The sequence below is a fragment of the Acinetobacter sp. 25-47-122 genome (assembly GCF_056779695.1).
Genome location: NZ_JBWYIJ010000019.1, coordinates 1 through 12,407, shown reverse-complemented (window position 1 = coordinate 12,407; position 12,407 = coordinate 1). Strand labels below are relative to the sequence as shown.

General features: G+C 38.8%; 11 protein-coding genes. 7 read left to right on the top strand and 4 right to left on the bottom strand.

Annotation, left to right across the window (positions count from 1 at the left end; translation table 11 throughout):
* The first annotated feature begins 11 nt into the window (after positions 1–11).
* Positions 12–314, top strand: a complete 303-nt coding sequence (locus tag AC1M9P_RS14265; RefSeq protein ID WP_481588053.1) for a monooxygenase — start codon at positions 12–14, stop codon at positions 312–314.
* 47 nt (positions 315–361) lie between these two features.
* Here AC1M9P_RS14265 and AC1M9P_RS14260 read toward each other — a convergent pair whose 3' ends face one another.
* The gene (locus tag AC1M9P_RS14260) at positions 362–1,489 is read right to left on the bottom strand and encodes an anhydro-N-acetylmuramic acid kinase (protein WP_481588052.1); all 1,128 of its coding nucleotides are present in this window, start codon (positions 1,487–1,489) and stop codon (positions 362–364) included.
* 63 nt (positions 1,490–1,552) lie between these two features.
* Between AC1M9P_RS14260 and tyrS the strand changes: the two genes are divergently transcribed.
* The 3 genes from tyrS (at position 1,553) to AC1M9P_RS14245 (ending at position 5,779) form a co-directional block, all read left to right on the top strand.
* Positions 1,553–2,785, top strand: coding sequence for a tyrosine--tRNA ligase (gene tyrS, locus AC1M9P_RS14255; RefSeq protein ID WP_171076798.1), 1,233 nt, complete (start codon positions 1,553–1,555; stop codon positions 2,783–2,785).
* Between the two features lie 151 nt (positions 2,786–2,936).
* Positions 2,937–4,874 (top strand): ATP-binding cassette domain-containing protein, encoded by a 1,938-nt coding sequence (locus tag AC1M9P_RS14250; RefSeq protein ID WP_481588051.1) that lies wholly within the window; start codon positions 2,937–2,939, stop codon positions 4,872–4,874.
* A 182-nt stretch (positions 4,875–5,056) separates the two neighbouring features.
* Complete coding sequence (locus AC1M9P_RS14245; protein ID WP_481588050.1) at positions 5,057–5,779, top strand: SDR family oxidoreductase; 723 nt, start codon at positions 5,057–5,059, stop codon at positions 5,777–5,779.
* A 73-nt stretch (positions 5,780–5,852) separates the two neighbouring features.
* Here AC1M9P_RS14245 and dnaK read toward each other — a convergent pair whose 3' ends face one another.
* Positions 5,853–7,799, bottom strand: a complete 1,947-nt coding sequence (gene dnaK / locus AC1M9P_RS14240) for a molecular chaperone DnaK (RefSeq protein ID WP_481588049.1) — start codon at positions 7,797–7,799, stop codon at positions 5,853–5,855.
* A 119-nt stretch (positions 7,800–7,918) separates the two neighbouring features.
* The gene (gene grpE, locus AC1M9P_RS14235; protein ID WP_257219952.1) at positions 7,919–8,491 is read right to left on the bottom strand and encodes a nucleotide exchange factor GrpE; all 573 of its coding nucleotides are present in this window, start codon (positions 8,489–8,491) and stop codon (positions 7,919–7,921) included.
* A gap of 707 nt (positions 8,492–9,198) precedes the next feature.
* On the opposite strand from grpE, the gene AC1M9P_RS14230 reads away from it, so the two are divergent.
* Positions 9,199–9,459, top strand: a complete 261-nt coding sequence (locus tag AC1M9P_RS14230) for a molybdenum ABC transporter substrate-binding protein (RefSeq protein WP_481588048.1) — start codon at positions 9,199–9,201, stop codon at positions 9,457–9,459.
* A gap of 194 nt (positions 9,460–9,653) precedes the next feature.
* Here AC1M9P_RS14230 and AC1M9P_RS14225 read toward each other — a convergent pair whose 3' ends face one another.
* Positions 9,654–10,106: a hypothetical protein gene (locus AC1M9P_RS14225; RefSeq protein WP_481588047.1), complete on the bottom strand. Its 453-nt coding sequence runs from the start codon at positions 10,104–10,106 to the stop codon at positions 9,654–9,656.
* Positions 10,107–10,306: 200 nt separating this feature from the next.
* On the opposite strand from AC1M9P_RS14225, the gene AC1M9P_RS14220 reads away from it, so the two are divergent.
* Together AC1M9P_RS14220 and AC1M9P_RS14215 are read left to right on the top strand one after the other, a co-directional pair.
* Complete coding sequence (locus AC1M9P_RS14220) at positions 10,307–11,377, top strand: alpha/beta hydrolase (protein WP_481588070.1); 1,071 nt, start codon at positions 10,307–10,309, stop codon at positions 11,375–11,377.
* Between the two features lie 165 nt (positions 11,378–11,542).
* Positions 11,543–12,109 (top strand): peptidylprolyl isomerase, encoded by a 567-nt coding sequence (locus tag AC1M9P_RS14215; protein ID WP_481588046.1) that lies wholly within the window; start codon positions 11,543–11,545, stop codon positions 12,107–12,109.
* The last annotated feature ends 298 nt before the right edge of the window (positions 12,110–12,407 follow it).

The window sequence follows — 12,407 nt, the reverse complement described above, 5'->3', positions numbered from 1 at the left end:
GGAAAAGTTGAATGGCAATTATTCTACAAATTGATTTTCCCTATGATGGACCTTGGGGTCATGAAATGTTTGAAAGTTTCAAAACACTCGCGGATTCAATAGCAAATGAGAAAGGCTTGATTTGGAAAATTTGGACTGAAAATGAAGTATCCAAAGAAGCAGGTGGAATTTACTTATTTGAAAGCCAAGCAGATGCAGAGGACTATCTAAATATGCATCTTCAGCGTTTAAGGGAAAATGGCTTTACTGAATGTAGACATCGAATCTTTGCTGTAAACTCGCCACTTTCAAAATTGAATTTTGCACCTGTTTAAGTTAATCGATGTATCAACTCAGGATAGTGGATACATCGATTCTTCATTTAAACCGCAGTGATCGTTCCTAAAACTCGATCTCCTTGAGCTCCTGTCACTTCAGGTAAATTACCAGCAAGCTGGTTTACAAATCGCATAGCCAACCACGCAAAAGCAGTCGCCTCCACCCAAGTCGGTGCTAATCCCAAATCTGCTGTGGTTTGAACACTCCACTCATGTTTACGTAAACGCCAACGTAATTGTTCTAATAATTGTGAGTTATACGCACCACCCCCACAGACATAAACTTCACCTGTGTCCATAGGGGAGCGATAAATGGCTTTCTTAATGGCACGTGTCGTGAGTTTCATCAGCGTTGCTTGAATATTTTCAGGCGTATCTTCAAGTTCATCGTATTCAACATCGCTACGCCAATCGGCAATTTGTTCATCCAACCATTCCAAATTAAAGTCTTCACGACCAGTACTTTTTGGCGGTTCTTTGGAGAAAAAGTCATGTGATTGCAAACGATCAAGCAAAGCGCGAATAGGCGTACCATAAGCAGCCCAATTGCCATTTTCATCATAAGGCTGACCTGTGTAACGTTCACACCAAGCATCCATCAAAATATTGGCTGGTCCAGTATCGAAGCCATATACGCCTTTAGGATTACCCGCAGGTAACATACTGACATTGGCAATTCCACCGAGATTTAAGATCACACGGTGTATCGTCGGATGCTGAAATAAGGCTTGATGGAATGCTGGCACTAGAGGAGCACCTTGACCACCAGCAGCCATATCACGGCGTCTAAAATCTGATACCACAGGAATTTGAGTGATTTCAGTAATAATGTTGGGATCACCAATTTGCAGGGTAAATCCATGTTCGGGACGATGACGAATCGTTTGACCATGAGATCCAATGGCTTTTATTTGAGTTCTATCGAGATTATTTTCTTGTATAAGTTGATTGATTCCATGACCGATCATCTGTGCTAAAGCGACATCAGCTTTACCCATGCGGTCAATTTCATTATCGTCTGGCAAAGTAAGTGCCATCAGTTCATCACGTAAATCTGGATCAAAGGCTAATGTCAGCGTTGCATGGATCTGTAATGGATCAAAAGAAGCGGCTACAAAATCGACGCCGTCCATACTCGTGCCAGTCATTACACCAATGTAGATTGTGGTCATGATTATTCTTAAGCCTGCATTGTGCTGAAAAAGTGTTAGTATATCGCACAAATTGAACAACAGATGTATTTGGGTTTTGTGATGTCAAATTTCCTGCCTGCTGAAGAACAACTTGCCCTCATTCAACGAGGCACACATGAAATTATTTCAGAAGAAGATCTTCTGAAGAAATTAAAATTGAATCGTCCTTTGAAAATTAAGGCGGGTTTTGATCCTACAGCACCAGACTTACACTTAGGTCATACGGTATTAATTAACAAGCTTAAAGTGTTTCAAGACTTAGGTCATGAAGTATTCTTCTTGATTGGTGATTACACTGCGATGATTGGTGACCCAACAGGTAAAAGTGCAACTCGTCCACCATTGTCACGTGAGCAAGTCTTAGAAAACGCGAAAACCTATCAGGAACAAGTGTTCAAAATTCTTGATCCAAATAAAACTAAGGTGGTGTTTAACTCAGAATGGTTTGCTCAAAAAACTGCTGCTGACCTGATTCAATTGGCTTCACAGCAAACGGTTGCACGTATGCTTGAACGTGATGACTTTACTAAACGCTATAACAACCAACAGCCGATTGCGATTCACGAGTTTTTATATCCATTGGTGCAAGGCTATGACTCTATCGCGCTCGAGGCAGATGTTGAGTTAGGTGGTACGGATCAGACCTTTAACTTGCTGATGGGGCGTACTTTACAAGGTCGTTATAATCAAGAGCCACAAGTGTGTATCACTGTACCAATTCTTGAAGGTTTAGATGGCGTCAACAAAATGTCTAAATCTTTAGGTAACTACATTGGTGTATTCGATGCACCTGGTGCGATGTACCAAAAAGTACTTTCGATGCCAGACAGCTTAATTGAGCGATATTTCGAACTGCTGAGCTTCAAGTCAATGGAAGAGATCGAAGGCTTATTGAAAGAAATGGCTGAAGGTCGTAACCCTCAAGAAATTAAACGTATCTTAGCGCTCGAGTTAGTGGAACGTTTCCATGGAAGCGAAGCTGCTGCGAATGCACATAAAGGTGCAGGGAATATCATCACAGAAGGTGAGCTTCCTGAAGGAACGCCAGAAGTGACGATTTCACGTGGTGAATTCGGTGGTGAAATGTTTATTGCTTCTATTGTTCGTGCAGCGGGCTTAACCAAAAATGCAGCGCAAGCCAAAGATGCTGTTTCACGTGGAGCCGTAAAAGTTGATTGGGAAGTGGTGGATGCATCATTCTCAATTAACGAAAACAAAACAGTGATTGTTCAAGCAGGTAAAAAGGCCATTGCTAAAGTAACTTTTACTGACTAAATCGTTAAGTTTTGAATGATTCAAAAGCCATCCTGAGTGATGGCTTGTTTATGTCAAGAATGAAATGAAGATGAAAGATGGATTAATTTTTGGTTGTTCTGGTTGAAATCCATTAAAATGCGCCATCCAATACTTATTTGTTTGAATATCTATGATTCAGTTAGACCAACTTACCATTCGCCGCGGCGGTCGCATTTTATTTGAAAAAGCGTCTATGCAACTTCACCCTGGTTGGAAGATTGGTTTAACAGGTGTCAATGGTGCAGGAAAATCGACGTTGTTTTCAGCATTACTTGGAGGCATGGAATCAGATGGTGGCTCATTAACACGACCATCGGTTTGGACAGTGGCGCATATGGCGCAAGAGATTAAAGCGCTGGATATGAAAGCGATTGATTTCGTTCTATCCGGTGATGAAGAGTATTGGGATATCCAACACAAACTTGAGCATCCTGAGGGATTATCTGATCAAGATTTGGCAAATCTATATGGTCGTTTTGATGAAATTAGTGGCTACTCAGCGCCGTCTAAAGCATCACAACTGATGGCTGGGCTAGGCTTCTTTGAACATCAGTCAGAACTTAGTGTAAAAAGTTTCTCTGGTGGATGGCGTATGCGTTTAAATCTTGCACGTACTTTGATGAGTCGTTCAGATTTACTCTTACTTGATGAACCGACGAACCATTTAGATTTAGACGCTATTTTATGGTTAGAAGATTGGTTAAAAGCATATGAAGGCACATTGGTACTGATTTCGCATGACCGTGATTTCTTGGATGCCATTACCGACCATATTTTGCATATCGAAAACCAAGAATTAACGCTTTATACCGGCAACTATTCAACATTTGAACGTACCCGAAGTGAACGTTTAGCTCAGCAACAACAAGCCTATGAGAAACAGCTCGAGCTACGTGCACATCTGCAAAAATATATTGATCGTTTTAAAGCTAAGGCAACCAAAGCGAAACAGGCACAAAGTCGTATTAAACAGCTTGAACGAATGAAAGAGCTTTCTGCTGCGCATGTCGATACGCCTTTTACCTTTAGCTTCCGTGAACCGACCAAAATGAGTTCTCCGTTGTTACAACTGGATAGTGCTGATATTGGTTATGGCGACAAACTGATTGTGACCAATGTGAAGCTACAAATCACGCCAACCAGCCGTATCGGTCTGCTGGGTATGAATGGTGCAGGTAAGTCCACATTAATTAAATCTTTGGTGGGTGATTTACCTTTAATCCAAGGTCAACGTAAAGCATCCGAATTACTTAATATTGGTTATTTCGCCCAACATCAAATGGATGCATTAGATGGTAATGCGAGTCCAATGTTGCAGTTATCTCGTATCGCAGATAAGAAGATCAGTGAAGCGACTTTACGCGCATTCTTAGGAAGTTTTGGCTTCTCTGGTGAGCGTATGGATACACAGTGTGAAAGCTTTTCTGGGGGGGAGCGTGCACGTTTAGCATTGGCTTTGATTGTCTGGCAGCGTCCAAATGTTTTAATTCTAGATGAACCGACCAACCATTTAGACTTGGATATGCGTCATGCATTAACTATGGCACTACAAGACTTTGAAGGGGCAGTGGTGTTGGTCTCACATGAACGCCAATTAATTGCAAGTGTCTGTGATGAATTACTCCTAGTGCATAACGGTAAATGTCGTGAGTTTGAAGGTGATCTGGTCGCTTATGCAGACTGGTTACGTCAAGCACGTGCAGAGTTGATGAAGCAAGGGCAGCAAGCACCTGAGCCAGTAAAATCTCAAGTGATCGATAAGCCTGTAGTTTCTAAAGTAGATAAAGAAGCACAGCGTAAAGAAGCTGCGCGTCGCCGTGAAATGAGCCGCCCAATTCGTAAAAATATCGAAAAATTGGAAGCTGAGATTGCAAAGATTCAACCACGTTTAGTTCAAATTGAGGATGCTTTAGGGGAGGCATCACTTTATGATGCGTCTCGGAAAGATGATCTTTTAAAATTGATGAATGAACAAACTGAGCTTAAAGGAAAATTAGCACAAGCAGAAGAAAAAATGCTTGAACTGATGATGGAACTTGAAGAGTTAGAAAGTTCGTTTGATGAGTAATTTGTGATAAAAAGCCCAATGTAGATTGGGCTTTTTTATTAAAATAGGCGTTATTTTGGTCATCGTCATAAAAACTGTCATTTTAATTTTTTTATTTTATTTGTGTTTTTAATTCAACTTGACCTCAAGCTAACTTGAGTTTTGATCATAAGAAATCTAATAACAAAATTGGAAAAACGACAGTGCCATCATCAATCAATAAAACTTTTTTAATTCATGGAATCAGTTATGGTCTAGGAAAAGCGTTAGCTACTTTAGTTCCAAATGATGATGATTTAATCTATGGAATATCACGCTCAACCCCACAACTACCACGCCAGATTGAGTGGATTCAAACTGATTTAGCTTATCCTGTCCAAGCATGCAAGAAAATTAAAGACGTAATTGGAGATAAAGCATTAGATGTATTTATTTATAATGTAGGTGTTTGGGAGCAAGATGCTTTTACGCATGACTATGATTTTTCATCAATCTCAGCATTAGAAATTCAAACGATCATCAATACAAATATCACCAGTTGTATTTTATCTATACAATCCATTTTGGAAAATTTAAAGAAATCAGATCATGCCAAAGTGATCCTCATTGGTTCAACATGGGGTTTAGACAATCACAATGGAAAAGAAATAGTATTTTCAGCTACCAAATTTGCAATACGTGGAATTTCCCATGCCTTAAGAGAGTTGATACGAAAGGATCGAATAGGCGTTACGGTGTTAAATCTTGGATATTTAGCACCTGATTTTGATCTAGATACAACAATAGAATCTGTCCTAGAAGAAACAGACGAATCTTTAATTCCTGTGTCTGATGTAGTTGCTGCCGTTCATTTTGTGCTTAATACGTCTAGAGCATCTTGTGTGAAAGAAATTATGATGCCTGCAATGCAAGATACAAATATCTGATAATCATTTAAAAATTCAAAGATGTAAATAAAAAAACCGCGCTTTCGCGCGGTCTTTTATTTAAAGAGACAAATTATTTTTTGTCATCTTTTACTTCAGTGAACTCAGCATCTACAACGCCGTCGTCCGCTTTTTGTTGTTGACCAGCAGCATCACCTTGGAATGCATTTGGATCAAAACCTTGCGCACCACCTTGAGCACCCTGCGCAGCTTCATAAGCACGTTGAGTGATCGGCATGATGATGTTTTGAAGTGCTTCAGTTTTCGCTTTGATCGCATCAACATCATTTTCTTTTGTTGCAGCTTCAAGTTCTGAAATAGCAGTTTCAACCGCAGTTTTTTCATCAGCAGTTACTTGTTCGCCAAGGTCTTTTACTGCTTTTTGAGCAGAAGAAACTAATGCATCAGCTTCGTTACGCGCTTTTGCTAATTCTTCAAACTTACGGTCTTCTTCCGCATTCGCTTCAGCATCTTTGATCATCGCTTCAATTTCAGCATCGCTCAAACCTGAGTTTGCTTTAATTTGAATTGATTGCTCTTTACCCGTGCTCTTGTCTTTCGCAGATACTTTCAAGATACCATCAGCGTTGATGTCGAACGATACTTCAATTTGCGGCACACCACGTGGAGCAGGTGGGATATCGCCCAATTGGAAGTTACCCAACAATTTGTTTTGTTGAGCCATTTTACGTTCACCTTGGTAAACCGAAATGTCTACTGCAGGCTGGTTATCAGCAGCTGTAGAGAACACTTGTGATTTTTTCGCAGGGATTGTTGTGTTTTTCTCGATGATTGGAGTTAACACGCCACCCATTGTTTCAATACCAAGTGTCAATGGTGTAACGTCAAGTAATAGAACGTCGTTTTTATCACCTGAAAGTACAGCACCTTGGATCGCAGCACCCATTGCTACAGCTTCGTCAGGGTTCACGTCTTTACGTGGCTCTTTACCGAAGAACTCTTGTACTTTTTGTTGTACAAGCGGCATACGAGACTGACCACCAACCAAGATCACGTCAGAGATATCAGAAGTTGATAAACCAGCATCTTTAAGTGCAATCTTACATGGCTCGATTGTACGAGCAACTAAGTCAGCAACAAGACCTTCTAATTTCGCACGTGTTACGTTGATCACTAAGTGTTTAGGACCAGTCGCATCAGCAGTGATATATGGAAGGTTAATTTCAGTTGCATTCGAAGAAGACAATTCAATCTTCGCTTTCTCAGCAGCTTCTTTCAAACGTTGTAAAGCAAGTGGATCGTTTTTCAAGTTTACATTTTGTTCTTTCTTGAATTCTTCAACCAAGAAGTCGATTAACGCGTTATCAAAGTCTTCACCACCTAGGAATGTGTCACCATTTGTAGACAACACTTCGATTTGTTGGTCGCCATCAAGGTCAGCGATTTCAATGATTGATACGTCGAAAGTACCACCACCTAAGTCGTAAACCGCGATTTTACGATCGCCTTCTTTCTTATCCATACCGAACGCAAGCGCTGCAGCTGTTGGTTCGTTGATGATACGTTTAACATCTAAACCAGCAATTTTACCAGCATCTTTCGTTGCTTGACGTTGAGCATCGTTGAAGTATGCAGGAACAGTAACTACCGCTTCAGTAACTGTTTCACCTAAGTAATCTTCCGCAGTTTTCTTCATTTTCTTAAGAACTTCTGCAGAGATTTGTTGTGGTGCTAGTTTCTTGTCGTTTACATCAACCCAAGCATCGCCATTGTCAGCTTTGATGATTTTGTAAGGTACAAGACCAATATCTTTTTGAACTGCTTGATCTTCGTAACGACGACCGATCAAACGTTTGATCGCGAATAATGTATTTTTCGGGTTTGTTACCGCTTGACGTTTAGCTGATTGACCAACAAGGATCTCGCCATCTTTATACGCAATAATAGACGGAGTTGTACGAGCGCCTTCAGCGTTGTCGATTACTTTAACTTTATCGCCTTCAAGTACTGCAACACATGAGTTTGTAGTACCTAAGTCAATACCAATAATTTTAGCCATTGATGTGTTCCTCGAAAATTTTGTTGTGATCTTTCACTTGTTATCCGATATGAGAGCCATTCATTATTTTTCAAGTTAAAAACTTAAAAAAATTTTTACAAACTCCCGTATTTCTTGACTTATTGGCCTACCATGACCATTGCAGGACGAAGTAAACGGCCAGAAAGGGTGTAACCTTTTTGAAGTACCGTACCAATCTCACCCGCTTTTGCATCTGGAGCAATACCTACTGCTTGATGCAAATCAGCATTAAAACCATTTTCAGTGTCAACTGCCACAACACCAAATTTTTCTAATGTTGCTAATAATGACTTCAGTGTGAGTTCTACACCTTCTGATAAAGGCGTTTTTTCATCACCTGCAGCAGCAATTGCACGTTCAAGGTTGTCAACTGAATCCAATAATTCTTTTGCAAATTTCTCTAAAGCAAATTTTTTCGCAGTATCCGCTTCACGCTCTAAACGTTCTTTAGTTTTTTCTGCTTCATACTTCGCATTTGCAGCAACTGCTTTTTCATATTTTAAGTTTTCAGTCAGCGTTGCGATTTGCGCTTGAAGGTCTTCTACAGAAACTTCGACTTCAGCTTGTTGATTTTCAACTTGCTGTTCAGTTTGTTCCGTTTGAACGTCCTGAGTTTGTTCGTTTTGCTCATTTGCCATGGAAGATCTCCGCTTAAATGGGTTTTTAAACATGTACAGTCCTTTGGCATCAGTGTTAACTGCGTTAATCTGAACTGCCATGCGTGTGTAATTCATCAATACAAAGGTAATGTGGGCGACTATAAATAATTCAAGCTTAAACGATGTTTATTTCTACTAAATTCATCTTTACAACAAGGAATGAAAATTTTTCGATCCATTTAGAGAAATCTAAAGTCTAGAATAAGAAGAGGAGATGAGCTGAAGAAAGATTATAAAAATATGATTTAGTGTATATTTTATATATAAAAAATATAGATTCAGATAAAACAAGTCTTTCCTTTTAAATAATCAAAACTGTATTATCTTTAACCAGATACTAACGCTGTAGTTTCTATTTATTTTGTTTTTGCTTTTTAATAGCTCATCCAACCTCCTTGGATGAGTTTTTTTTTGCTTGTCGAGATCTGAGTAACAATGTTAAGCAACCGATATACCGTGTAGCCACACTGTGATTCAGTCACCTTCAAAAAGGGCTTATATCGCACCACATATTCACTAAAAAATAAATTAAATAAATGGCTTAGGAAATATATTCAACTATAAAAGTTGAATTGCATTTTCTTTACACTTTTTTCATAAGTTCAACCTGAAGTCATCGAAACTTGAACCAAGAACTGACGCATGAAATAAAAAAGTCAGGAATGATAAGCCTTCAAAGTTAACTCTGACTTTGAATGTTTCAAGTAAGGAATTAAACAATGAAAAAATTAGGTCTCATTTCCCTGGCATTTGCAGCTATTGGTTTTGCTACTGTAGGTTGTACTTCAAACCAATCTGATGAAACTGCTCAAGCGATTCAACCGACCACACAAACAGATGCTTCAATAGCGCAAGCGGCAACTACTGAAATGGATACCCAAAATGGTGTGGCTGTACAAGCTGACCCAAGTGTAGAGTCTGCTGAACCGATTCAAGCTGTCCCAGCTGAAGGTGCAGAAGCCCCTCAAGTTGTTGAGTAAAATGCAATGAAATTTAATTCATTTAAACTGCTTATAATGGATTAAATTTTATGAAAAAGCAGAGAATAGAGAGTAAATAGGATGCCTTTACTGTCTATTTTTAGAATCACAGCACTTAAAAAAACCTAACATTCAAATGTGAATGTTAGGTTTGTGAGGTAACTTTAAATCAATTGTCTTGAGTCCAAGAAAGCTTAACGATCTCGGCGATCGTGTTGACGTTCCTGTTCTCGCTTCTTGCGGTCCTGTTCTAAGCGCTTACGTTGTTCTTCAATCGCTTTTTTACGATTATCTTGATTCCAACGATTACGTTCAGCTTGACGTTGTTTTAGAATTTCCTTTTGACGTTGTTCAATCTGTTTACGACGATCATGCTCAGCACGTTCTTTATTACGTCGATCTGCTAATTCACGTTGTTGGCGTTGACGTTCATATTCACGTTTGCGCTTTTCTTGTTCAAGGCGCTGTTGATGTAAACGTTGTGCGCGTTCTCTCTCCCAACGTTGACGGTCATAGTTGCGATCATAATCACGATCATAACGATGGTCATAATTACCATTATAATAATGGCCATCGTCAGGGAAGGCCACACAACCGACTGCAAGAACTGCTGTGGCCAATGACATTATCATTACTTTTATTGCCATAGCTTTCACCTTTATATGTTGAATCAGAACAACCAAAAAATTCCTGATGTTGGATTAAATAGTCAATGACAAGACTGCTATAGTCAGATTAGCGTAAATGGAATTGAAGTTTGTATATTGATCAGTAGACTTAGTTAACAAAATAGTCATGAAATGGCTGATCGTGTAGAAATTATGAAGAATACGGATTTTTTAAAAGGATCGGAATCGTGAATCAAAAAATACAACAATTACTTGAAAATGGTCAGGGTTCTGCAGGACGTGCATTAGATCGACTCCCAAAGATCGTTCAAGAATCTCTAGTGAAGTTACTTGGCTATCCCTATGACTATCCTCAACTCGATAGTTTTACAAAATGCTTGATGGCTGCACAGTTGAAACAAGGAAAATCAGGCTTTATTGGCGCTGATATTGATAAATCAAGAAAAGAATTTGAAAATCAAATCCAATCCATCACACATAAATCATCTCATGTTCAATATGTAGAAGATATTCGTCTTCCTCTACAAAGTGGTACTGTATTTGCCAGACATTATCATCCTGCCCCGAATAAAAAATTACCAATGATTGTGTTTTATCATGGTGGTGGGTTTGTTGTCGGAAGTGTGAATACACATGATGAAGCGTGCCGAATCATTGCGAATTATGCAAAAGTACAAGTGATCAGTATTGATTATCCTTTAGCGCCAGAAGTTTCTCCACAATCATTGATTCAATCATGTGAAGATGCATTGGCATGGGTATATCAAAATCGCCGTCACTTTAAAATCTTAAAAAACCGTATTGCTGTGGCAGGAGATAGTGCTGGCGGTAATATTAGTGCTGTCGTTGCTCAACGTGCATTGAATGCTAGTTATGCGCCTCAAGCTCAATTTTTAATATATCCTGCGGTTGATTTCAAAAGTCGTCATCCATCATTCTTTGCGTATAAAGATGGTTTAGTATTAACCAACAGCGATATTGACTATGTGACAGAATACTACGCGACAAGACATAAAGTTGCTTTGGATAATCCACTAATCTCCCCAACATACGGCAATCTAAAAAAATTGGCACCAGCTTATGTTGTTACAGCGGGACATGATGTATTGCATGATGAAGGCAAAATTTACGCCCACAAATTACGTCAAAATGGCACTAAAGTGTTGTATCAAGATTTTGAAGATCAAACACACGGATTTATTAATCTAACGCTAGTCTCAGGGCGTTCTAAAAAGTTGTTGATTGAAATGAGTAAAGAGTTTAGAAAATTTTGGGATAAAAATAGTTAATAGATGCTTACTTTCAAATCCTGAGTTTCAAACGAAACTCAGGATTTTTTCTTTATATACAGCAATCGAATAAAAATACTTTGATGCTTAACAAAAAATTGAATCTTTTCTGGCGATTGATTCGTGAATAATAGATAAGATAAAACATCAATAAGAGGATAGCGTATGTTAAAAAAAATGATGTTAGGTGCTTCTGTTGCGGCGATGAGTACTTTGTCTTTGGCAGCAAATACGCATATGCAAATCAAAACATCAGCAGGAGATATCGAAATCGAGTTGTTTAATGATAAAGCTCCGATTTCAGCAAAGAACTTTGAAACTTATGCGAAAGCTAATTTTTATAACGGCACAATTTTCCATCGGGTTATTCCAGGGTTCATGATCCAAGGTGGAGGATTAGATGTATCGATGAAAGAAAAAGCGAATCGACCTCCAATCAAGAACGAGTCTTATAATGGCTTAAAGAATAACCGTGGCACTTTAGCCATGGCACGTACAAACCAGCCTGATTCAGCAACAAGCCAATTTTTTATCAATATTGCGGATAATGATTTTCTAAATAAAGCGCCAATGAATCCTGGTTATGCTGTGTTTGGTCAGGTAACTAAGGGCATGGATGTTGTCGATAAAATTGCAAAAGTGCCTACTGGTAGATTTGGTATGTATCAAGATGTGCCAAAAAATCCTATTAAAATTTTAAGTGTGAATATAAAACCTTCAAAAGCGAAATAGTGATTAAAAAAAGAAGCAGAAATATTAAATTAATATTTTTGCTTCAATATTATAGGGTTAAGTGTAAATGTGATTATTAATGAATCATAATGGTGCATAAAAATAGAACACTCATTAAAACATGGGGTTAAAAGCACTTGCAATGATTTCGAAATGCTCTAGAATGCACCCCATACCGACGAGATACACGGAAACGAACGAAGCATGTTGCTGAGTTGTTAAGTGTTTCGAGTCCAGCTTCTATCATTGACGAGATGTTAGAAAGATCATTAAGAGATTATGAAGAACAACTTGTGTG

Excerpts from the sequence above, each read along its gene's own strand:
- AC1M9P_RS14265 (WP_481588053.1), top strand. The coding sequence starts at position 12 with ATGGCAATTATTCTACAAATTGATTTTCCCTATGATGGACCTTGGGGT.
- AC1M9P_RS14260 (WP_481588052.1), bottom strand. The coding sequence starts at position 1,489 with ATGACCACAATCTACATTGGTGTAATGACTGGCACGAGTATGGACGGC.
- tyrS (WP_171076798.1), top strand. The coding sequence starts at position 1,553 with ATGTATTTGGGTTTTGTGATGTCAAATTTCCTGCCTGCTGAAGAACAA.
- AC1M9P_RS14250 (WP_481588051.1), top strand. The coding sequence starts at position 2,937 with ATGATTCAGTTAGACCAACTTACCATTCGCCGCGGCGGTCGCATTTTA.
- dnaK (WP_481588049.1), bottom strand. The coding sequence starts at position 7,799 with ATGGCTAAAATTATTGGTATTGACTTAGGTACTACAAACTCATGTGTT.
- grpE (WP_257219952.1), bottom strand. The coding sequence starts at position 8,491 with ATGTTTAAAAACCCATTTAAGCGGAGATCTTCCATGGCAAATGAGCAA.
- AC1M9P_RS14230 (WP_481588048.1), top strand. The coding sequence starts at position 9,199 with ATGAAAAAATTAGGTCTCATTTCCCTGGCATTTGCAGCTATTGGTTTT.
- AC1M9P_RS14225 (WP_481588047.1), bottom strand. The coding sequence starts at position 10,106 with ATGGCAATAAAAGTAATGATAATGTCATTGGCCACAGCAGTTCTTGCA.
- AC1M9P_RS14215 (WP_481588046.1), top strand. The coding sequence starts at position 11,543 with ATGTTAAAAAAAATGATGTTAGGTGCTTCTGTTGCGGCGATGAGTACT.